We start from the raw sequence: 19,710 nt of genomic DNA, 5'->3' as shown, positions 1-19,710 counted from the left end.
GATATGATCTCCAAGTACCTCGATCATTGAGATACTTTGTGATTGAGTTACTTTTCCTCGGCATCCGCCCACTCCTCCTGGGGAGCGAATGAACTCCGTACGCCGACCGGTCCGCTGGCTGGTCCCTCTCGTCCTCGTGCTCGTCTGGCTCGGTCTGGGCGGAGCCTTCGGCTCCTACGCGGGCAAGCTCGGCGAGGTGTCGACCAACGACCAGACCGCGTTCCTGCCGCGCAGCGCCGAGTCGACGAAGGCCGTCGCCCTCCAGAAGAAGTTCGAGCGGCAGGAGACCCTGCCCGCCGTGGTGGTCTGGACCGGGAAGGACGGCGGCCGGATCACCCCGGCCCAGCGCGAGGCGGCCACCCGCGCGCTGGCCTCGCTCACCGGCACCGACGGTGTCGTGGGCCGCCCGTCCCCCGCGCTTCCTTCCAAGGACGGGGCCGCGCTGGAGGGTGTCGTCCCGCTCAGCCCCGAGCTGGGCAAGAAGGTCACCGACGTGGTGGACCGGGTCGAGCGGGCGGCGGCGGGTGTCGAGGGCACGCGCGCCCAGGTCGCCGGGCCCGCCGCCACCCAGGCCGACCTCACCGATGCCTTCGGCGGCATCGACGGCATCCTGCTGGGCGTGGCGCTGGCGGCGGTGCTGGTCATCCTGCTGCTGGTGTACCGCAGTGTGCTGCTGCCGTTCGTCGTCATCCTCAGCTCGGTGTTCGCGCTCGGCATCGCCTGCGCGATCGTCTACGTCCTCGCCGACCACGGTGTCGTCCGGGTGGACGGCCAGGTGCAGGGCATCCTGTCGATCCTGGTGATCGGCGCGGCCACCGACTACGCCCTGCTGCTCACCGCCCGCTTCCGCGAGGAACTGGCGCGGGGTGCCCAGCGGGCGGAGGCGGCCTGGGGCGCGCTGCGCGGCTCGTTCGGCGCGATCACCGCCAGTGCCGCCACCGTGGCGCTCGGCCTGCTCGCGCTGCTGCTCAGCGACCTGACGAACAACCGCGCGCTGGGTCCGGTGGGCGCGATCGGCATCGGATGCGCGGTGCTGTCGACGCTCACCTTCCTGCCCGCCGTGCTCGCCCTGCTGGGCCATGCCGCGTTCTGGCCCGCCAAGCCCCGCCCGGCCGATGTCGCCACGGGCGGCCACGGACTGTGGCGCCGGGTGGCGCACCGGGTCGACAGCAGCCCCCGGAAGGTGTGGCTGGCGACCTGTGTCGTCCTCGTGGTGGGCGCTGCCTTCTTCCCGGCGCTCAAGTCCAAGGGTGTCCCGCTGGACGAGCTCTTCGTCAACGACGCCCCGTCCGTCTCAGCGCAGCAGACGCTGGGTAAGCACTTCCCGGGCGGCTCCGGGCAGCCCGTGGTCGTCATCGCGGACGCGGCCAAGGGCGCGGAGGTCACCGCGGCGGCGGGCAAGACGCCCGGCGTCGCCTCGGCGGCCCCGGTGGGCGAGTCCGGCAGGCCGGGCGGCACGCCCAAGGTGGTGGACGGGCGGGTACGCATCGACGCGACCCTGACCGGCGCGCCCGACAGCGACGCCGCCAAGGAGACCGTGCAACGCCTGCGCGACCGGCTGCACACGATCGACCCCGGCTCGCTGGTGGGCGGCTACAGCGCCCAGAAGTACGACACCCAGCGCACCGCCGAGCACGACCGCGACCTGATCGTCCCGGTGGTCCTGCTGATCATCCTGGTGATCCTCATCGCGCTGCTGCGCTGCCTGCTGCTGCCGGTGCTGCTGGTGGCGACGGTGGCGCTCAACTACCTGGCCACGCTGGGCATCGCGGGCCTGGTCTTCCGGCACGGCTTCGGCTTCTCCGGCACGGACGCGTCGGTACCGCTGTACGGGTTCGTGTTCCTGGTCGCGCTCGGGGTGGACTACAACATCTTCCTGATGTCCCGCGTCCGCGAGGAGACGGTGCGGCACGGCACGAGGGAGGGCATCCTGCGCGGGCTGATCGCCACGGGTGGTGTCATCACCTCGGCGGGCGTGGTCCTCGCCGCGACGTTCGCCGCGCTGATCGTGATCCCGTTGGCGTTCCTCGTGCAGATCGCGTTCATCGTCGCGTTCGGCGTCCTGCTGGACACCCTGGTCGTCCGCTCCCTGCTGGTCCCGGCCCTGGTCCGCGACATCGGCCCGGCGGTGTGGTGGCCGAGCAAGCTGTCCCGCGAGCGGCACACCCCGGAGGAACCGGAGTCGGCCGACGGGGACCGGGTGGAGCAGAAGCAGTAACCCTCGCACACGAAGGCCGCCGCACCCGGTGCACGGGGTGCGGCGGCCTTCGGGCTACGCGGGGTCCAGGCGCCTGCGCAGGAGGCAGAACTCGTTGCCCTCCGGGTCGGCCAGGACGTGCCAGCTCTCCTCGCCGGTCTGGCCGACGTCGACCGGGCGGGCGCCGAGGGCGAGCAGCCGGTCCAGTTCGGCGTCCTGGTCGCGGTCGGTGGCGTTGACGTCGATGTGCAGCCGGAGCTTCCCGGCGCGTGGGTCGCCGCTCGGGCTGAGGACGAGGGTCGGCTGCGGGCCGCCGAACCCGGCGCCGGGCGGCCCGATCTCGATGCTGCCGTCCGCCTCGCGGCCGAGTTCCACATAGCCGAGCACGTCGCTCCAGAACGCGGCGAGCCGCTCGGGGTCGGCGACATCGATGACCAGCTCACTGATGCGGCATGCCATGCGGGTCAGTGTACGGAGAACGGGCGAATCCGGTACGGCGGAAGCGACCCGACCGTGCCGTACCGGGGAGCCATCCCAGCATGACCCTCACCGCACACATCGACACCACCCGCCCGGTGGCCACGCTCATCAACGTGTTCACCGTGGCCCCGGACCGCCAGATCGAGCTGCTCGACCTCCTCGCCCGCGCCACCGAGGAGACCATGAAGTACCAGCCGGGCTTCATCTGCGCCAACTTCCACGCCTCCCTGGACGGGCAGAGCGTCGTCAACTACGCCCAGTGGGAGACCGAGGAGCACTACCGCGCGATGCTGGCCGACCCCGAGGCCAGGGTGCACATGGAGAAGGCCGGCACCATCGCCACCGACGTCCAGCCCCGCCTGTTCCGGGTGGAGTCGGTCCACGCGAGCTGAGCCCACCCGGCCCCCAGCCTCAGGCTCTCCTCAAGTCCCTTGGCAGCACCGGCACATGACCGCCAGGATCGCTCGCATGACAGGACTCATGGGACTGACCAGGGGCCGGGCCTTCGTGCTGCCGCTCAAGGACTCGGACGCGATCCTGGCGGCGGTGCGCCGAGCGCTGGCGGACGCGTCGCCGGAGGAGCGGCCGGGGCTGGAGCGGGCCGTCGCGCTCGTGGAGTCCACCGCCGCCGCCTCCGAGGACGAGGCGTGTGCCCGCTGGGTCCGCGCCCGGCTGGCCGCCACCGGCTTCACCGGTGACATCGCCTCGATGGCCGCCCTGCGGGCCCTGCGCAAGGCCGAGCCGAGCCTCGGCCTGCTGATGGCGGTGGAACTCCAGAAGAAGGCGGTGGCTCACCCGGAGTGAGGCGCGCCCCGGTCCGCGTTCCCGCTCACCCCGAGTGAAGGGCGTCCCCGGCCCGGGTTTCCGCTCACCCCGAGTGAAGGGTGTCCCCGGCCCGCGTTCCCGCTCACCCCGAGTGAGGCGCGCCCCCCAGTCCGAGTTCCCGCTCCCCCAGTGGCGCGAAGAACCGTTCCACGTCGGTGACCTCCGCCAGGGTGGCGGGTGACCAGCGCGGGGTGCGGTCCTTGTCGATGATCTGGGCCCGGACGCCCTCGACCAGGTCGGGGGTGGTCAGGGCCGCGCAGGAGACGCGGTACTCCTGGTCGAGGACGGCTTCCAGGGAGTCGAGCCGACGGGCGCGGCGGAGGGCGGCCAGGGTGATCTTCAGGTCGGTGGGGGACCTGGTCAGCAGGGTGTCGGCGGTCGCCTTCGCCTCGGGCGAGCCATGGTCCTGGAGCCGGGCGATGATCTCCTCGACCGTGTCGGCGGCGTAGCAGGAGTCGATCCACTCCCGCCGGGCCGCCAGCTCGCCCGCCGGAGCCGGACGCCCGTGCCGGGCGAGCACCTCCTCCACTTCGAGCGCGTCGAGGTCCGCCACGAGATCCGGCAGCGCGTCGGACGGTACGTAATGGTCGGCGAGCCCGCACAGCAGCGCGTCCGCCGCCCCGATCTGCGCGCCGGTCAGCGCGAGGTGGGTGCCCAGTTCGCCGGGGGCGCGGCTGAGCAGGTAGGTGCCGCCGACGTCCGGCACGAAGCCGATGCCGGTCTCGGGCATGGCGATCCGGGACCGCTCGGTGACGATCCGGACGCTGCCGTGCGCCGAGATGCCGACGCCCCCGCCCATCACGATGCCGTCCATGACGGCCACGTACGGCTTGGGGTAGCGGGCGATACGGGCGTTCAGCCGGTACTCGTCCCGCCAGAACTCCGCCGAGGCGGTGCCGTCGCCGTCGCGGGCGTCGTCGTGGACGGCGCGGATGTCGCCGCCCGCGCACAGGCCCCGTTCTCCCGCCCCGGTGACGACGACGGTCTTCACGGTCGGGTCCCGCTCCCACTCGGTGAGCGCTTCGTCGATGAGACCGACCATGGTGTGGTTCAGGGCGTTCAGGGCCCGGGGCCGGTTCAGCGTGAGGTGGGCGGCCCGGCCGAGGGTGTGCACCAGTACGGGTGCCTCGGCGCCGGTCATCCGATCACCTTCGGCGGGCAGTGGGCCACGATGACGCGCATGATCTCGTTGGTTCCTTCCGGGTCCGGTGGACGGGCGGGACACCGACGATCTTGCCTCCGCGGGAGCCTCCGGCGACACCCCCAGCTTTGGTGGAATATTCAACAACCCTGGGGCGCTGTACCCGCCGAAGGAGGTCTCAGGTGGACATCGAGTACTACGACCACGGCACCGCCGCCGAGCGCTGGGAGCGGGCGGGGATGTTCTTCGACGCCAAGGAGTACGCGAGCGCCGCGCGCGTACTGACCGGGCTGGTCGAGGAGGTCCCGGAGCAGACCGCACCCCGGCTGCTGCTGGCCCGCGCCTACTACCACTCCGCGCAGCTGGGCCGCGCCGAGGCCGAGCTGCGGATCATCGTGGAGCGGGACCCGGTGGAGCAGTACGCCCGGCTGATGCTGGGCCGCACGCTGGAACGCCAGTCCCGCGGCGAGGAGGCCGCGCCGCATCTGCGGCTCGCCGCCGCCCTCGCGGGCGACTTCCCGCAGGACTGAGCACGTCCGGGCGCGTCGGATGAACGGCCGGTTTCGCACCGGTCGTTGGTGCGGCGCGCCCCTCTTCCGCGCCGGCAGGCGTGGCATCCTGGCGCGATGACACCTGTCAGTGATCACCCACCCCTGGCCGAGCGGGTGGCCGAACTCCTCGCGGCGGGCGGCCCGTTGCCCATCGTCGCGGCCGGACACCCGGTGCTGCGCCGCCCGGCCGAGCCGTACGAGGGCCAGCTCGCGCCCGCACTGCTGGCCCGCTTCGTCGAGGCCCTGCGCGACACCATGCGCGCGGCCCCCGGTGTGGGACTGGCCGCGCCGCAGGTCGGGGTGGGACTGCGGATCGCCGTGATCGAGGACCCGGCCCCGGTGCCGGAGGAGATCGCGGTGGTCCGGGGCCGGGTGCCGCAGCCGTTCCGGGTGCTGGTCAATCCCGTGTACGAGGCGGCGGGCGCCGAGGGCGCGTCCTTCTACGAGGGCTGTCTGAGCGTGCCCGGCTGGCAGGCCGTGGTGACCCGGCACGCGCGGGTGCGGCTGCGCGGGCAGGACGAGACCGGGCGGGAACTGGACGAGGTGGTCGCCGGGTGGCCCGCCCGGATCGTGCAGCACGAGACGGACCACCTGGACGGGACCCTGTACCTCGACCGCGCCGAACTCCGCTCGCTGTCGACCAACGAGGCGGTGACGGCCCGCTGGGCGCAACCGTCACCGGAGACGGCCGCCGAGGCACTGGGCTTCCAACTCCCCTGAAGCAGAGCGTCAGTTGTCCCGGTAGGCCTCCAGCAGCCGCAGCCACACCTCGCTGAGCGTCGGGAACGGCGGCACCACGTGCCACAGCCGGTCCAGCGGCACCTGCCCGGCGACGGCGACGGTCGCCGACTGGACGAGTTCCCCGACGCCCGGCCCGACGAAGGTGACCCCGCGCAGGATCTCCTCGTCCAGGTCGACCACCATGCGGGCGCGCCCCTTGTACCCGTCGCCGTACAAGCTCGCCCCCGCGACGGAGCCGAAGTCGACGTCGACCGCGCGGACCCGGTGCCCGGCCTGCTCGGCCTCCGCGAGGGAGAGCCCCACGGCGGCGGCCTCGGGGTCGGTGAACACGACCTGGGGTACGGCGTGGTGGTCGGCGGTGGCCACATTGGCTCCCCACGGAGCCTGGTCCAGCGGGGTGCCGGCGGCGCGGGCGGCGATGGCGCCGCCCGCGATCCGGGCCTGGTACTTCCCTTGGTGGGTGAGGAGCGCCCGGTGGTTGACGTCGCCGACCGCGTACAGCCAGTCGGTGCCGGGGACCTGGAGGGTGTCGTCCACCTCCAGCCAGGAGCCGGGTTCGAGGCCGACGGTGTCGAGGCCGATGTCGTCGGTCCCCGGGGCGCGGCCGGTGGCGAACAGGATCTCGTCGGCCTCGATGCGCTCGCCGTCGCCGGTGACGGCGACGACGGTGCCGTTCTCGCGGGTGACGGACTCGACGGAGGTGCCGGTGCGCACGTCCACGCCCGCCTCGGTGAGCGCCTGTCCGACCAACTCCCCGGCGAACGGCTCCATCCGGCTGAGCAGCCCCTTGCCCCGGACCAGCAGGGTGACGCGCGAACCGAGCGCCTGCCAGGCGGTGGCCATCTCGGTGGCGACGACACCGCCACCGACCACGATCAGCCTGCCGGGCACCGTCTGCGCGCTGGTCGCCTCCCGGCTGGTCCAGGGCCGCACCTCGGCGAGGCCGGGCAGGTCGGGGAGCTGGGCGCGGGTGCCGGTGGCGACGACGACGGCCTGCCGGGCGGTGAGCGTGGTGACCGTGCCGTCCTCGGCGGTGACCGTGACCGTGCGGGGTCCGGCGAGGCGGCCGTGGCCCCGGTACAGGTCGATCCCGGCGCCGTCCAGCCACCGGACCTGGCCGTCGTCCTTCCAGTGCGAGGCGAAGTCGTCCCGTCGGGCGAGCACCGCCCCGGCGTCGAGCGGCCCTTGGTTCGCGGGGGCGAGGCCGGGCAGGCGGCGGGCGTCGGCCTGGGCGATGACCGGCCTGAGCAGCGCCTTGCTGGGCATGCAGGCCCAGTACGAGCATTCGCCGCCCACCAGCTCGCTCTCCACGATCGCGGTGCTGAGCCCGGCCGCGTGGGCGCGGTCGGCGGCGTTCTCCCCCACGGGCCCGGCCCCGAGCACCACGACGTCGTACGCGATGGTTTCCGTTTCCGTCATGCGGCCAGTGTGGTGGGTGGGCGTCCCGGGGGCCACACACATGGTGCGCGGGGCGCGGGAATGCCGAAAGGTTTCCTTGAGGGGAAGCTGTAGGGGACCGAATCAGGGAAGACGGGGGCGGGAAGGCCCGGAATAGGCGCCCTGGCGGGCATGTTTCCGCCGGTGGCACTGCCTCCACACCAGGAAGAGGGATCACACCATGAGCGGCACCGTGGAGCTGACCAAGGAGAACTTCGACCAGACGGTGGCGGACAACGAGTTCGTCCTCATCGACTTCTGGGCGGACTGGTGCGGACCCTGCAAGCAGTTCGCGCCCGTGTACGCGAAGGCCGCCGAGGAGAACCCCGACCTGGTGTTCGCCAAGGTGGACACCGAGGCCCAGCCGGAGCTGGCGCAGGCGTTCGGCATCCAGTCGATCCCGACGCTGATGATCGTCCGCGACCAGGTGGCGATCTTCGCGCAGCCGGGCGCGCTGCCCGAGGCCGCGCTCACGGACGTCATCGACCAGGCCCGCAAGCTGGACATGAACGAGGTCCGCAAGGACATCGCGGCCCAGGAGGCGCAGGGCGAGGGACAGCAGTCGGGCGAATGAGCTAGCTGGACGCCCGGTGGACGAGGGTGGCGTCGAGCACGGTCCGGACCTCGGGTTCGGCGCCGGGATGGCGTACGGCGTGGTCGACCAGTTCGGCGAGGTCGCGGCCGGAGGGCAGTTCGATGCGGACGGTGCTGAGCCGGGGCCGTAGCAGTCGGCCGAGCATCAGGTCGTCGGCGCCGACGACGGCCACGTCCTCCGGTACGCGCAGCCCCGCGTCCTGGAGGGCGCGCATCAGGAGCATCGCGTACTCGTCGTTGTGGGCGAACACGGCGTCGAGGCCCAACTCGGGCAGACGGGCGGCCAGTTCATCGGCCGCCCGTTCCGTGTACGCGAGGGGCAATCCGGTCACGGTCGCGTCGGTCGCGGTGAGGGCACGGCGGGCGCCCGCGAGGCGGGGGCGGGAGAAGAGCTCCAGGCCGGGTTCCTCGGGGAGGATCACGCCGATCCGGCGGCGGCCCCGGGCGTACAGGTGGGTGGCGGCGCGGTGGCCGATGACGGTGTGGTCCATCAGCAGGGCGTGCGCGCCCTCGACGCGCGCGGGTCCGAGGGTCACCACGGCGCGGGCCCCGGCCCGCTTGAGCACCGTGACGCCGTGCGGGCCGAGCCCGGAGCCGGGGACCAGGACGGCCACGGGGCGTAACTCGGCCCAGGCGCGGGCGACTTCGTCGCCCTGACCGACGGCGCCGTGCTGGACGACGGTGTAGTCCAGTCGGCCGAGCGCGGCCTGGAGTTCGCCGAGGAAGCGGTGGTGGAGGGGGCCCGCCGGGACGGCCGGGGCGGGCATCAGGACCATGCGGCTGTGTCCGGCGCGCAGGGTGCGGGCGGCCGCGTGGGGCACGTACCCGAGTTCGCGGGCGGCGGCGTGGACGCGGCGGCGGGTGGGCTCGCTGATCCGTACGGCGTCGGTGTCGTTGAGGACGTAGGACACGGTCGCGCGCGAGACTCCGGCCAGGCGGGCCACGTCGGCGCTCGTGGGCGTGTTCGGTATCTGCACCATGACAGGGCGCATCCTGGCAGAGCCCGCGGGGGCGGGTGCGGGCGGGGCGAGGCCGTACAGGACTGGACTAGAACGGGTCGGGCGACCTGGGGATTCACCCATCATTTTACGAACATGTTCGCCACGAACTTGTTCGGAGCGAACATGTTCGTTAGTGTCCGGCCATGACCCCACCCTCCGGTTCCCGTCGGGAGCGACCCGCCAAGCCCGCCCTCACCCGGGAGGGCATCGTGGCCGCCGCGGTGGCGATCCTGCGCGCCGAGGGGCTGCGCAAGGTCACCATGCGGCGGCTGGCCCAGGAACTCGACACCGGCCCCGCCTCGCTCTACGTCTACGTCCGCAACACCGACGAACTGCACGCGGCCGTCCTGGACGAACTCCTCGGCACCCTCCCGCCCGTCCCCGCCGAGGGCACCTGGCGGCAACGCCTGGAGCGGGTGCTCACGTCCGTCACGGCGATGCTGCTGGCCCACCCGGAGCTGGCGCGCTCCGCGCTGACCGCGCGGCCGAGCGGACCGCACTACCTGAACCTGATCGAGACCCTGCTCGGGCTGCTCGCCGAGGGCGAAGTGCCCCGCGACCGCGCGGCCTGGGGCGTCGACCTGCTGCTCCAGCACGCCACCGCGACCGCCGCCGAGCACGCCGGGGAGGAGCCCGCGGACGACTGGCGGAACCTGGTCGGCACCCTGCGCGAGGTCTCCGGCCGGACCCACCCGCACATCGCGGGCAGCGCCGACGTGCTGCTCTCGGGCACGCCCGAGAACCGGCTGTCGTGGGCCTTCCAGACCCTGATCAACGGCATCGAGCGGACCGCCGTACCCGAATGAGCCACCAGGAGACCTCCATGACCGGACCCACCACCACCCCGCTCCCTCACCACCCCATGGCCGTCATCGGCGCCGGACTCGGCGGGCTCGCGCTCGCGCGGGTGCTGTACGCGCACGGCGTCGAGGCGGCCGTGTTCGACCTCGACCCCTCACCGGAAGCGCGCACGCAGGGCGGGATGCTCGACATCCACGACGACACCGGGCAGGAGGCGCTGCGCGCGGCCGGGCTGCACGAGGCGTTCCTCGCACGGGTCCACGAGGGCGGTCAGGCCACCCGCGTCCTCGACCGGCACGCCGAGGTCCACTGGTCGCACGCGGACGACGGCACGGGCGGCCGTCCCGAGATCGACCGGGGCGAACTGCGGGCGCTGCTGCTGGAGTCGCTGCCCGAGGGCCTGATCCGCTGGGGCGCGAAGGTGACCGGGGCGCGTGCGCTGGGCGACGGACGGCACGAGGTGACGCTCGCGGACGGCACCGCCTTCACCACGGACCTGCTGGTGGGTGCGGACGGCGCCTGGTCGCGGGTGCGGCCGCTGGTGTCGGACGCGGTGCCCGCGTACACCGGGATGTCGTTCGTCGAGGCCGACCTGCTGTCCGCCGACACCCGGCACCCGGTGAGCGCCGAAGTGGTCGGCGGCGGGATGCTGTTCGCGCTCGGTGCCGGGCGCGGCTTCCTGGCCCACCGCGAGCCGGACGGCAGCCTGCACGTGTACGCCGCCGTACAGGCTCCGGAGGAGTGGCTCGACGGCGTCGACTTCACCGACACCGAGGGGGCGGCGGACGCGGTGCTGAAGGAGTTCGACGGCTGGCACGCCGAGTTGCGGGCCCTGGTCGCGGACGCCGACCTCCCTCTGATCCCCCGCCGTATCCACGCCCTCCCCGCCGACCACCGCTGGCCCCGCACCCCGGGCGTGACCCTGCTCGGCGACGCGGCACATCTGATGTCGCCCTTCGCGGGCGAGGGCGCCAACCTGGCGCTGATCGACGGCGCCGACCTGGCCCGCGCCCTCCTCGCCCACCCCGGCGACCCGGAGGCCGCGCTCGGCGCCTACGAGGAGCGGATGTTCCCCCGCGCCGGACACTCGGCCACCGACTCGGCCGTCATGGGCGCGATGCTGTTCCAGCCGGACGCGCCGGAGCGGCTGTCGGCGATGTTCGGTGGCCGTCAGCCGTGGGCACGGCAGCCGTGATCCGGTCGACCAGGTCGTACCAGCCCGCCTCCAGCCGCCCCATCGGCATCCCGCACTGGCGGGTCAGATGGTGGATCAGGGCGGGGTCCAGGTAGTTCAGGAGGGTCAGTGCCAGGAAGTCGCAGTCGGCCTCCGGGCGGAGCTGGCGGAGCAGGACCGTGAGGTGGGTGCGCAGCGCCTGGACCGAGGGGTGGGCGTAGCGGCGGGTGGGCTCGGGGACGGCCGCGAGCTGGAGGTCCAGTTGTTCGGCGCAGCGGTGCAGGACGGCCGTGCCGAAGGCGCGGAGGCGGTCGCGCGGGGGTGCGCCGGGGCCCAGCGGGGGCGGGCCGCAGAGGAAGTCGGCCTGGAGCCCGCGGGAGGAGTGGTCGAGGAGGGCGGTGAGCAGTCCGGTGCGGTCGCCGAAGCGGCGGAAGACGGTGCCCTTGCCGACCTTGGCCGCGGCGGCGACGGCCTCCATGGTCACTCCGGCCACCCCGTGTTCGGCGATCAGCCGGGTGGCGGCCTCCAGCAGCCGGGCCCGGTTGCGGGCGGCGTCGGCGCGCAGGCACGGCTCGTCGGGGCCGGTGCCGACCTCCAGCAACTGGGGCGTGTCGACGGGCTCCGGAGGCTGCGGGCAGGGCGGCAGAGCGCTGGACATGAAGACAGCGTAAAGCATCGGGAACAAAACTGGACCCCGGTCCGGTTAAGGTGGTAGAAAATTAAACGGACCCCGGTCCGGATCGTTTCCAGCGTGTTTCACCACCCTTTGGAGTACTCCATGTCCGTTCGCATCCTCGCGCTCGTCGGCAGCCTCCGCGCCGGTTCGCACAACCGTCAGCTCGCCGAGGCGGCCGCCAAGCTCGCCCCCGAGGGCGCCGAGGTCGTGATCTACGAGGGTCTGGCCGACGTTCCGTTCTACAACGAGGACACCGACGTCGAGGGCCAGGTCCCGGCCGCCGCCGCCGAGCTGCGCGCCGCCGCCCAGGCCGCCGACGCGTTCCTCGTGTTCTCCCCCGAGTACAACGGCACGATGCCGGCCGTGCTGAAGAACGCCATCGACTGGCTGTCCCGCCCGTACGGCGCCGGCGCCTTCGGCGGCAAGCCCGTCGCCGTCATCGGCACCGCCTTCGGCCAGTACGGCGGCGTGTGGGCGCAGGACGACACCCGCAAGGCCGTGGGCATCGCGGGCGGCAAGGTGATCGAGGACATCAAGCTCTCCATCCCCGGCTCGCTGACCCGCTTCGCCGAGACCCACCCGTCCGACGACGCCGAGGTCGCCGGCCAGCTCACCGAGGTCGTCACCCGCCTGCACGGCACCGTGGGCGACGTCATCGCCGCCTGACCTCTGGTACGCGAGAGGGCCGCAGTCCACTGGACTCCGGCCCTCTCGCGCGTGCGCGGAAGCTACTTGGCGAACGCGTCCACGCCCGTCAGCTCCGCCGACAGCGTCCACAGGCGGGCCGCCTGCTCCGGGTCGGTCGCCCAGTCCTTGACGCCGCCCCAGGTGCCGTCCGCGGGGGCGGGCTCGGCGATGTCGCAGTCCTCCAGGTACAGACCGCCCAGACCGTCGAGCCGGGGCGAGGTCGCGGCCCAGACCTGGGTGGCGGCGCCCTGCTCCGGGGTCTTGAAGCCCGCCGGGTTCAGCGGGTTGCCCTGCTCGTCGATCCAGCCGCGCTCGACCATCTCCTCCTTGGGCAGGTGCCGCTGGAGCGGGGTCATGATGCCGCCGGGGTGGAGCGAGAAGGCCCGGACACCGGAGTCCCGGCCCAGGGTGTCGAGCTGGAGGGCGAACAGCGCGTTGGCCGTCTTGGCCTGACCGTACGCCTGCCACTTGTCGTAGCCCTCGGTCCACTGGACGTCGTCCCAGCGGATCGGCGCGAGGTGGTGGCCGCGGGAGGAGACGGAGACGACGCGGGCGCCGTCACCGGAGGCGAGCGCGGGCCAGAGACGGTTGGCGAGGGCGTAGTGGCCGAGGTGGTTGGTGGCGAACTGGGTCTCCCAGCCGGGCCCGACCCGGGTCTCCGGGCAGGCCATGATCCCGGCGTTGTCGATGAGGAAGTCGACGGTCCGCCCGGACGCGAGGAACCGCTCGGCGAAGCCGCGCACGCTCTCCAGGTCGCCGAGGTCCAGCTCGTCCACCTCGACGTGTCCGATCCCGGCCAGCGCCTCCCGGGCCACGTCAGGACGCCGGGCCGGGACGACGACATGGGCGCCGGCCTTGGCCAGCGCACGGGTGGTCTCCAGCCCCAGCCCCGAGTAGCCGCCGGTGACGATCGCCAGCTTCCCCGTGAGGTCGATACCCCGCAGGACCTCGTCGGCGTTGCTGTCCGCGCCGAAACCCGAACCGATCTTGTGCTGTGCAGGAGTGCTCATACCCGGAACGCTACGAATTGGAGTGCTCTCGAAGTCAAGCGGAACACCGGGGCGCGCCGGAACGCCCGCGAAGCGACCCTGAGGGGGTGAATCGCCCGCGAGCGAGGGAAGGGGCACGATCATGACCATGGACCCGCCTCCGTTCGACCCGGAACTCGCCGCCGCTCTGGAGCCGCTCAAGGACGTGCTGGAACCGGGCCTGACCCCGGACGGGATCGAGGCGGCCCGGGAGGAGGCGGCCATGGAGGTGTTCGGCTCGCTGGACCTCACCATGGACGGCGCCTTCGAGGTCGAGGACCGCGAGGTGCCGGGTCCGCCGGACGCGCCGGACGTGTCCCTGTACCTCTGCCGCCCCGTCGACGCCCCGCCCGGCGCCCGGCTGCCGGTGCTCTACTACGTGCACGGCGGCGGCATGATCCTCGGCACCAACCGCGCGGGCGTGGACGCGGCGCTGTCCCTCGCGCTGGACCTGGGCGGCGCGGTGGTCGTCTCCGTGGAGTACCGGCTCGCCCCCGAGCATCCGCATCCGGCGCCGGTCGAGGACGTGTACGCCGGGCTGCTCTGGACGGCGGAGCACGCCGAGGAACTGGGCGGCGACCCGCGGCGGATCGTTCTCGCGGGAGCCAGCGCGGGCGGCGGACTCGCGGCCGCCGTGGCCCTGCTGCTGCGGGACCGCCAAGGTCCGCCCGTGCTCGGCCAGTTGCTCCGGTACCCGATGCTGGACGACCGCAACGACACCCCCTCCGGCCACCAGATGGCAGCCACCGGCGTCTGGAACCGCACGGCCAACGAGACCGGCTGGAACGCCCTGCTGGGCAAGGACGCGGGCGGCCCGGACGTCTCCCCGTACGCCGCCCCGGCCCGCGCCACCGACCTGTCCGGGCTGCCCCCGGCCTTCCTCGACGTCGGCTCGGCGGAGACGTTCCGGGACGAGGTGGTGGCGTACGCGTCCCGGATCTGGCGGTGCGGCGGGGTGGCCGAACTGCACGTCTGGCCGGGCGGGTTCCACGGCTTCGACGCCTTCGCGCCCCGGGCGGCCGTCTCCCGGGCGGCCCGCGCGGCCCAACTCGACTGGCTGAGAAGGCTGCTCACCGACGGGACGGATCAAACCCCGAGGTCCGAGGGCCCGTTGACCGACCACTAGGGTGCACGGCGTGAGCACGTACAGCGAAGAGAACGTTCCCGGCCGCTTCGGCCCCCACGCCACCACCGAGGCCGACCCGCGCCAGGTCGGCCCGGTCGCCACCGAGTACACGCCCGAGCGGGACGGCGACCCCGATCCCGGGGAGATCGTCTGGACCTGGGTGCCGTTCGAGGAGAACGACGGCCGGGGCAAGGACCGCCCGGTGCTGGTCGTCGCCAGGGAGGCCACCGGCACCTTCCTCGCGGTCCAGCTGTCCAGCAAGGAGCACGACGGCGAGCGGGAGTGGGTGGCGATAGGCCAGGGCCCCTGGGACCGCACCGGCCGCGACTCCTGGGTGTCCGTGGAGCGGGTGCTGCGGCTGCACGACGACGGCATGCGCCGGGAGGCATGCGCGCTGGACCGGATGCGTTTCAACCTGGTCCGGCAGCGGCTCTACGAGCGCTACGGCTGGACCTGACCAGTCTCCGGAAGGCCCGCCCCGAGCCGGGGCGGGCCTTTCGCGTGCCCGCGTCGGACTCACCCGGTCGGCGCAGCCCCGCCCGGACCGCCCCGGCCCTCCTGAGCTGGCCGAACCGCCCGCACCGGCCGCTCTCCCCACCGCGCCCCCACGCGCCGCCGGGGTAATGCTGGTGGGGTGCCGCGAAGGCGCCCGGAACCGGTCACCCGGTACGGGAGGAAACGCGCGAGGAGACGGAGATGAACGATCCCGGACGTCCCATTGGGCGCTCTTGTGCGATTCGGTGCGAGGGTCTTGGGTGGAACGCGTCTCTGCCCGGCACACCCGAAGCCGGGCTCCGTCGGCACGCTGGCACCCCAGGAGAGTCCCGACATGTCTGACACCCAGAACGGTGACTGTACGGAGCACCACTGCACGAAACACGACTGCGCCCGGCACCGTAGCGTGGTCACCGAGGCCGAGGTGGACGCCCTGGTCCGCGGCATCTGCTTCAAGACCGGCCCGCCCCGCACCCTCGGGGTGGAGGTGGAGTGGCTGGTCCGTGACCCGGAGCGCCCCTGGCTCCCCGTCACCCCCGAACGGCTCGAAGCGGCCCACGCGGCCGTGCGCACCGTCCCCCTGGACTCGCCGCTCACGGTCGAGCCCGGCGGCCAGTTGGAGCTCAGCTCACTGCCCGCCGCCTCCCTGACGGAGTGCGTGAACTCCGTCTCCGCCGACCTGACCGCGGTCCGCAAGGTCCTCGCCGGGCACGGCCTCGCCCTCCTCGGCGTGGGCCACGATCCCTGGCAGGAACCCCGCCGCTTCCTCCACGAACCCCGCTACGACGCCATGGAGGCGTGCCTGGACCGCACCGGCCGGGCCGGACGGCACATGATGTGCGCGTCCGCCTCCGTGCAGGTCTGCGTGGACGCCGGGTACGAGGAACCGGGCCCGCAGGGCTACGAGCGGCGCTGGTGGCTGGCGCACCAGCTCGGCGCGGTCCTGGTGGCCGCGTTCGCCAACTCACCCCTGACCGGACGGCGGCCCACCGGCTGGCGCTCCACCCGGCAGCTGCACTGGATGGAGATCGGTCCCGGCCGGGCCGGTGCTCCCCCGACCGACGGCGAACCACGGGCCGACTGGGCCCGGCACGTCCTGGACTCCCCGGTGATGTGCGTCCGCCGCGACGACGGTCCCTGGGACGTGCCGGAGGGGCTGACCTTCCGCGAGTGGACCCGCTCGCGGGCCCCGCGCCCGCCCACCCGCGCGGATCTCGACTACCACCTGACCACACTGTTCCCGCCGGTCAGGCCGCGCGGCCATCTGGAGCTGCGGATGATCGACGCGCAGCCCGGTGACGACGGCTGGATCGTGCCGCTCGCGGTGACGGCGGCCCTCTTCGACGACCCGGAGGCCGCCGAGGCCGCGCACCGCGCGGTGAAGCCGCTGACGGAACGCGCGCTGGACCGGCCCGCCCCGCACAACCCGCTGTGGGCGGACGCCGCCCGGCTCGGGCTCGCCGATCCGGGACTGCGGGAGGCCGCTATCGCCTGCTTCACGGCGGCGCTGGCGGCGCTGCCCCGGCTCGGCGCGACGCCCGAGGTGTCGGACGCGGTGGCGGGGTATCTGGGCCGTTACGTCCTGCGGGGCCGCTGCCCGGCCGACGATCTGCCGGCGGGTCCCGACGTCACGGACCCGCGCGCCCGAGCGAGGAAGGACATCCGCGCATGACCGCCCAGGAGAACCGCACGGCGACGGCCGGCACCGAGACGCTGCGGGAGCGGCTGCTCGCCTCGCTGGTCACCGCCCGCGCCCGCACCACCCTGCTGACCAGCTGTGTCGAGGACCCGGACCTCACCGCCCAGCACTCCCCGCTGATGTCGCCCCTGGTCTGGGACCTCGCGCACATCGGCAACCAGGAGGAGCTGTGGCTGCTGCGCAACGTCGGCGGCCGGGAGCCGATGCGGCCCGAGATCGACGGGCTGTACGACGCCTTCGAGCATCCGCGCTCCGCACGCCCCTCGCTGCCGCTCCTGCCGCCCGAGGAGGCGCGGAAGTACGCGGCCGAGGTGCGCGGGCGGGCGCTGGACCTGCTGGAGGGCGCGGACTTCGAGGGCGGCACCCGGCTCACCGAGGCCGGTTTCGCCTTCGGAATGATCGCCCAGCACGAACAGCAGCACGACGAGACGATGCTGATAACCCATCAGCTCCGCACCGGCCCGGCCGCGCTGACCGCGCCCGCCCACGACCCGGTGCCGCCGTACGCCGGTCCGGCCGAAGTCCGGGTTCCCGGCGGCCCGTTCACCATGGGCACCTCCACCGAGCCCTGGGCGCTGGACAACGAACGCCCGGCGCACGTGCGGGAGGTGGCGCCGTACTGGATCGACACCGTGCCGGTGACGAACGGGGCCTACCAGGCGTTCATCGCGGACGGCGGCTACGCCACCGAGCGCTGGTGGACCCCGGAGGGCTGGGCGCACGTCCGCGCCAACTCCCTTCAGGCGCCGCTGTACTGGCGCCGGGACGGGGACCAGTGGCTGCGGCGCCGCTTCGGGGTCACGGAGGTGGTGCCGCCCGAGGAGCCGGTGCTGCACGTGTCCTGGTACGAGGCGGACGCGTACGCCCGCTGGGCCGGGCGCAGGCTGCCCACCGAGGCGGAGTGGGAGAAGGCGGCCCGGCACGACCCGGTCACCGGCCGCTCCACCCGCTACCCGTGGGGCGACGCCGAACCGGGCCCGGAGCATGCCAACCTGGGCCAGCGGCACCTCTCCCCCGCCCCCGTGGGCAGTTACCCGGCCGGTGCGTCCCCGCTCGGGGTGCGCCAGTTGATCGGGGACGTGTGGGAGTGGACGTCGAGCGACCTCGAACCGTATCCGGGGTTCGCCGCGTTCCCGTACCGGGAGTACTCGGAGGTGTTCTTCGGACCCGAGTACAAGATCATGCGTGGCGGTTCGTTCGCCGTGGACGCGGTGGCCTGCCGGGGTACGTTCCGCAACTGGGACTACCCGATCCGGCGGCAGATCTTCGCCGGGTTCCGCACCGTCCGCTCGGAGTCCGTCTGATGTGCCGCCACCTGGCCTACCTGGGCCCCGAACAGCCCCTCAAGCGCCTGCTGCTGGACCCGCCGCACAGCCTGTACCGGCAGTCCTGGGCGCCCCGGCGGCAGCGGAACGGCACGGTGAACGCCGACGGCTTCGGGGTCGGCTGGTACGCGGACGGCGACCCGGTCCCGGCCCGCTACCGGCGCTCCGGACCGATCTGGGCGGACCAGTCGCTGCTGGACCTGGCCCGCGTCGTGCGCTCGGGCGCGGTGCTGGCGGCCGTGCGCGACGCTACCCTGACGGGGGCGGACGCGGAGGCCGCGGCGGCGCCGTTCGCCTCCGGGCGCTGGCTGTTCAGCCACAACGGCGCGGTCGCGGGCTGGCCCGACTCGGCCGCCCCGCTGGTCTCCCTGCTGCCCCCGGTCGACGTGCTGTCGCTCCAGGCGCGCACCGACTCGGCGTTCGTCTGGGCGCTGGTCCTGCACCGGCTCAGGTCGGGCGAGGCGCCGGAGCACGCCCTCGCCAAAACGGTCCGCCGACTGGCCGAGGCGGCCCCCGCCTCCCGTCTCAACCTCCTGATGACCGACGGCGGGACGGTCACCGCGACCGCCTGGGGCGACAGCCTCTGGTACCGCGCGGAACCGGGCCGTGCCGTGATCGTCGCCTCGGAGCCGTACGACGACGATCCGCTGTGGCGGGAGGTTCCCGACCGCACCGTGGTCACCGCGAGCCGTACCGAGGTGCGGCTCGACCCCGTCGAGGACCTCGTGTCCATGCCACCGAAGGAGCCCTGTACGTGAGCCTGCACGTCACCCGCACCCTCCCGGAGGACGCGACCGACGCCGCCCTGCGCGCCGACGTCCTCGACGGCCTCTCCGCCGACCCCAAGACCCTCCCGCCCAAGTGGTTCTACGACGCCCGCGGCAGCGAGCTGTTCGAGCGGATCACCGAGCTGCCCGAGTACTACCCGACCCGCGCCGAGCGGGAGATCCTCCAGACCCGCTCCGGTGAGATCGCCGCGGCCAGCGGCGCGCGCACCCTGATCGAGCTGGGCTCGGGCTCCTCCACCAAGACCCGCCACCTCATCGACGCGCTGACCTCGCTGGAGGCGTACGTCCCGGTCGACGTCAGCGAGAGCGCGCTGGTACAGGCGGGGCAGGCGCTCACCGACGAGCGGCCCGGTCTCGCGGTGCACGCGCTGATCGCGGACTTCACCAAACCGATGACGCTGCCCGGGACACCCGGTCCCCGGCTGGTCGCCTTCCTCGGCGGCACGCTGGGCAACCTGCTGCCCGCCGAGCGGTCCGACTTCCTGGCCACCGTGCGCGCCATGCTGGCACCGGGCGACGGGCTGCTGCTCGGCACCGACCTGGTGAAGGACGAGGCGGTGCTGGTCCGGGCGTACGACGACGCGTCCGGGGTGACGGCCGCGTTCAACAAGAACGTGCTCAACGTGGTCGACCGCGAGCTGGGGGCCGACTTCGACCCGGACGCCTTCGACCACGTGGCCCGCTGGGACCCGGAGCGGGAGTGGATCGAGATGCGGTTGCGCTCGCGTACCGCGCAGACGGTGAAGATCCCGGCGCTCGGCATGGTCGTGGACTTCGCGGCCGGTGAGGAGCTGCGCACCGAGGTGTCGGCGAAGTTCCGCCGGGAGAGCGTCGGCGCCGAACTGGAGAAGGCGGCACTGGAGTTGACCCACTGGTGGACCGACTCCGAGGACCGCTTCGCGCTCTCGCTCAGCGTGGCGCGCTGAGCGGACCGGCGCACCGAG

21 protein-coding genes are annotated in these 19,710 nt (G+C 73.3%); 15 read left to right on the top strand and 6 right to left on the bottom strand.

The window, feature by feature from the left end; translation table 11 throughout:
* Positions 1-88: 88 nt before the first annotated feature.
* Complete coding sequence (locus ACIPPM_RS05205; RefSeq protein WP_401443141.1) at positions 89-2,218, top strand: MMPL family transporter; 2,130 nt, start codon at positions 89-91, stop codon at positions 2,216-2,218.
* A gap of 54 nt (positions 2,219-2,272) precedes the next feature.
* Here ACIPPM_RS05205 and ACIPPM_RS05200 read toward each other — a convergent pair whose 3' ends face one another.
* The gene (locus ACIPPM_RS05200) at positions 2,273-2,656 is read right to left on the bottom strand and encodes a VOC family protein (protein ID WP_401443138.1); all 384 of its coding nucleotides are present in this window, start codon (positions 2,654-2,656) and stop codon (positions 2,273-2,275) included.
* Between the two features lie 80 nt (positions 2,657-2,736).
* On the opposite strand from ACIPPM_RS05200, the gene ACIPPM_RS05195 reads away from it, so the two are divergent.
* Both ACIPPM_RS05195 and ACIPPM_RS05190 read left to right on the top strand, forming a co-directional pair.
* Positions 2,737-3,069, top strand: coding sequence for an antibiotic biosynthesis monooxygenase family protein (locus ACIPPM_RS05195; RefSeq protein WP_401443136.1), 333 nt, complete (start codon positions 2,737-2,739; stop codon positions 3,067-3,069).
* A gap of 76 nt (positions 3,070-3,145) precedes the next feature.
* On the top strand, positions 3,146-3,481 hold the full coding sequence (locus ACIPPM_RS05190; protein WP_401443134.1) for a hypothetical protein: 336 nt from the start codon (positions 3,146-3,148) through the stop codon (positions 3,479-3,481).
* Positions 3,482-3,584: 103 nt separating this feature from the next.
* Here ACIPPM_RS05190 and ACIPPM_RS05185 read toward each other — a convergent pair whose 3' ends face one another.
* Complete coding sequence (locus ACIPPM_RS05185; protein WP_401443132.1) at positions 3,585-4,643, bottom strand: enoyl-CoA hydratase/isomerase family protein; 1,059 nt, start codon at positions 4,641-4,643, stop codon at positions 3,585-3,587.
* Positions 4,644-4,825: 182 nt separating this feature from the next.
* Here ACIPPM_RS05185 and ACIPPM_RS05180 point away from each other — a divergent pair, with 182 nt between their 5' ends.
* The gene (locus tag ACIPPM_RS05180; protein ID WP_401443129.1) at positions 4,826-5,173 is read left to right on the top strand and encodes a tetratricopeptide repeat protein; all 348 of its coding nucleotides are present in this window, start codon (positions 4,826-4,828) and stop codon (positions 5,171-5,173) included.
* Between the two features lie 96 nt (positions 5,174-5,269).
* On the top strand, positions 5,270-5,914 hold the full coding sequence (locus ACIPPM_RS05175; RefSeq protein ID WP_401443127.1) for a peptide deformylase: 645 nt from the start codon (positions 5,270-5,272) through the stop codon (positions 5,912-5,914).
* Between the two features lie 9 nt (positions 5,915-5,923).
* Here ACIPPM_RS05175 and ACIPPM_RS05170 read toward each other — a convergent pair whose 3' ends face one another.
* On the bottom strand, positions 5,924-7,354 hold the full coding sequence (locus ACIPPM_RS05170; protein WP_401443125.1) for a dihydrolipoyl dehydrogenase family protein: 1,431 nt from the start codon (positions 7,352-7,354) through the stop codon (positions 5,924-5,926).
* A 199-nt stretch (positions 7,355-7,553) separates the two neighbouring features.
* Here ACIPPM_RS05170 and trxA point away from each other — a divergent pair, with 199 nt between their 5' ends.
* Positions 7,554-7,946, top strand: a complete 393-nt coding sequence (gene trxA, locus ACIPPM_RS05165; protein WP_401443123.1) for a thioredoxin — start codon at positions 7,554-7,556, stop codon at positions 7,944-7,946.
* A 1-nt stretch (position 7,947) separates the two neighbouring features.
* Here the strand turns inward: trxA and ACIPPM_RS05160 are convergent, their stop codons facing one another.
* Positions 7,948-8,946, bottom strand: coding sequence for a LacI family DNA-binding transcriptional regulator (locus ACIPPM_RS05160; protein ID WP_401443121.1), 999 nt, complete (start codon positions 8,944-8,946; stop codon positions 7,948-7,950).
* Positions 8,947-9,110: 164 nt separating this feature from the next.
* Here ACIPPM_RS05160 and ACIPPM_RS05155 point away from each other — a divergent pair, with 164 nt between their 5' ends.
* Both ACIPPM_RS05155 and ACIPPM_RS05150 read left to right on the top strand, forming a co-directional pair.
* Positions 9,111-9,773 (top strand): TetR/AcrR family transcriptional regulator, encoded by a 663-nt coding sequence (locus ACIPPM_RS05155; RefSeq protein WP_401443119.1) that lies wholly within the window; start codon positions 9,111-9,113, stop codon positions 9,771-9,773.
* Between the two features lie 17 nt (positions 9,774-9,790).
* Positions 9,791-10,963 (top strand): FAD-dependent oxidoreductase, encoded by a 1,173-nt coding sequence (locus ACIPPM_RS05150; RefSeq protein ID WP_401443116.1) that lies wholly within the window; start codon positions 9,791-9,793, stop codon positions 10,961-10,963.
* Here ACIPPM_RS05150 and ACIPPM_RS05145 read toward each other — a convergent pair.
* The gene (locus tag ACIPPM_RS05145) at positions 10,875-11,618 is read right to left on the bottom strand and encodes a TetR/AcrR family transcriptional regulator (RefSeq protein WP_401443113.1); all 744 of its coding nucleotides are present in this window, start codon (positions 11,616-11,618) and stop codon (positions 10,875-10,877) included. The genes ACIPPM_RS05150 and ACIPPM_RS05145 overlap by 89 nt on opposite strands.
* Before the next feature lie 102 nt (positions 11,619-11,720).
* On the opposite strand from ACIPPM_RS05145, the gene ACIPPM_RS05140 reads away from it, so the two are divergent.
* A complete protein-coding gene (locus tag ACIPPM_RS05140; RefSeq protein WP_401443111.1) occupies positions 11,721-12,284 on the top strand; it encodes an NAD(P)H-dependent oxidoreductase in 564 nt (187 codons plus the stop codon).
* 62 nt (positions 12,285-12,346) lie between these two features.
* On the opposite strand, the gene ACIPPM_RS05135 is transcribed toward ACIPPM_RS05140, so the two are convergent.
* Positions 12,347-13,315, bottom strand: coding sequence for an SDR family NAD(P)-dependent oxidoreductase (locus ACIPPM_RS05135; RefSeq protein WP_401443109.1), 969 nt, complete (start codon positions 13,313-13,315; stop codon positions 12,347-12,349).
* 121 nt (positions 13,316-13,436) lie between these two features.
* Here ACIPPM_RS05135 and ACIPPM_RS05130 point away from each other — a divergent pair, with 121 nt between their 5' ends.
* From ACIPPM_RS05130 to egtD, 6 genes are all read left to right on the top strand, one after another.
* Positions 13,437-14,459, top strand: a complete 1,023-nt coding sequence (locus ACIPPM_RS05130) for an alpha/beta hydrolase (RefSeq protein ID WP_401443106.1) — start codon at positions 13,437-13,439, stop codon at positions 14,457-14,459.
* Between the two features lie 10 nt (positions 14,460-14,469).
* Entirely contained in the window at positions 14,470-14,916 is a 447-nt protein-coding gene (locus ACIPPM_RS05125; protein ID WP_350906899.1) for a type II toxin-antitoxin system PemK/MazF family toxin, read from the top strand.
* Positions 14,917-15,288: 372 nt separating this feature from the next.
* Positions 15,289-16,626: an ergothioneine biosynthesis glutamate--cysteine ligase EgtA gene (egtA, locus tag ACIPPM_RS05120; RefSeq protein WP_401443104.1), complete on the top strand. Its 1,338-nt coding sequence runs from the start codon at positions 15,289-15,291 to the stop codon at positions 16,624-16,626.
* Complete coding sequence (gene egtB, locus ACIPPM_RS05115; protein ID WP_401443102.1) at positions 16,623-17,957, top strand: ergothioneine biosynthesis protein EgtB; 1,335 nt, start codon at positions 16,623-16,625, stop codon at positions 17,955-17,957. The genes egtA and egtB overlap by 4 nt, the downstream gene beginning before the upstream one ends.
* Positions 17,957-18,736: an ergothioneine biosynthesis protein EgtC gene (gene egtC / locus ACIPPM_RS05110; protein WP_401443100.1), complete on the top strand. Its 780-nt coding sequence runs from the start codon at positions 17,957-17,959 to the stop codon at positions 18,734-18,736. The genes egtB and egtC overlap by 1 nt, the downstream gene beginning before the upstream one ends.
* A complete protein-coding gene (gene egtD, locus ACIPPM_RS05105) occupies positions 18,733-19,692 on the top strand; it encodes an L-histidine N(alpha)-methyltransferase (RefSeq protein ID WP_401443098.1) in 960 nt (319 codons plus the stop codon). The genes egtC and egtD overlap by 4 nt, the downstream gene beginning before the upstream one ends.
* Positions 19,693-19,710 lie beyond the last annotated feature (18 nt).

This window comes from Streptomyces sp. NPDC090119 (assembly GCF_044747085.1).
Lineage (GTDB): Bacteria > Actinomycetota > Actinomycetes > Streptomycetales > Streptomycetaceae > Streptomyces.
Note: the sequence above shows the minus strand (reverse complement) of the source record. Positions and strands in the feature narration are given on the sequence as shown.

Coding starts and splice junctions, on each gene's coding strand:
- ACIPPM_RS05170 (WP_401443125.1), bottom strand. CDS start 7,354: ATGACGGAAACGGAAACCATCGCGTACGACGTCGTGGTGCTCGGGGCC.
- egtB (WP_401443102.1), top strand. CDS start 16,623: ATGACCGCCCAGGAGAACCGCACGGCGACGGCCGGCACCGAGACGCTG.
- egtA (WP_401443104.1), top strand. CDS start 15,289: ATGTCTGACACCCAGAACGGTGACTGTACGGAGCACCACTGCACGAAA.
- egtC (WP_401443100.1), top strand. CDS start 17,957: ATGTGCCGCCACCTGGCCTACCTGGGCCCCGAACAGCCCCTCAAGCGC.
- ACIPPM_RS05195 (WP_401443136.1), top strand. CDS start 2,737: ATGACCCTCACCGCACACATCGACACCACCCGCCCGGTGGCCACGCTC.
- ACIPPM_RS05130 (WP_401443106.1), top strand. CDS start 13,437: ATGACCATGGACCCGCCTCCGTTCGACCCGGAACTCGCCGCCGCTCTG.
- ACIPPM_RS05185 (WP_401443132.1), bottom strand. CDS start 4,643: ATGACCGGCGCCGAGGCACCCGTACTGGTGCACACCCTCGGCCGGGCC.
- ACIPPM_RS05150 (WP_401443116.1), top strand. CDS start 9,791: ATGACCGGACCCACCACCACCCCGCTCCCTCACCACCCCATGGCCGTC.
- ACIPPM_RS05200 (WP_401443138.1), bottom strand. CDS start 2,656: ATGGCATGCCGCATCAGTGAGCTGGTCATCGATGTCGCCGACCCCGAG.
- ACIPPM_RS05135 (WP_401443109.1), bottom strand. CDS start 13,315: ATGAGCACTCCTGCACAGCACAAGATCGGTTCGGGTTTCGGCGCGGAC.
- ACIPPM_RS05155 (WP_401443119.1), top strand. CDS start 9,111: ATGACCCCACCCTCCGGTTCCCGTCGGGAGCGACCCGCCAAGCCCGCC.
- ACIPPM_RS05160 (WP_401443121.1), bottom strand. CDS start 8,946: ATGGTGCAGATACCGAACACGCCCACGAGCGCCGACGTGGCCCGCCTG.
- ACIPPM_RS05175 (WP_401443127.1), top strand. CDS start 5,270: ATGACACCTGTCAGTGATCACCCACCCCTGGCCGAGCGGGTGGCCGAA.
- ACIPPM_RS05190 (WP_401443134.1), top strand. CDS start 3,146: ATGACAGGACTCATGGGACTGACCAGGGGCCGGGCCTTCGTGCTGCCG.
- ACIPPM_RS05145 (WP_401443113.1), bottom strand. CDS start 11,618: ATGCTTTACGCTGTCTTCATGTCCAGCGCTCTGCCGCCCTGCCCGCAG.
- ACIPPM_RS05140 (WP_401443111.1), top strand. CDS start 11,721: ATGTCCGTTCGCATCCTCGCGCTCGTCGGCAGCCTCCGCGCCGGTTCG.
- ACIPPM_RS05205 (WP_401443141.1), top strand. CDS start 89: ATGAACTCCGTACGCCGACCGGTCCGCTGGCTGGTCCCTCTCGTCCTC.
- trxA (WP_401443123.1), top strand. CDS start 7,554: ATGAGCGGCACCGTGGAGCTGACCAAGGAGAACTTCGACCAGACGGTG.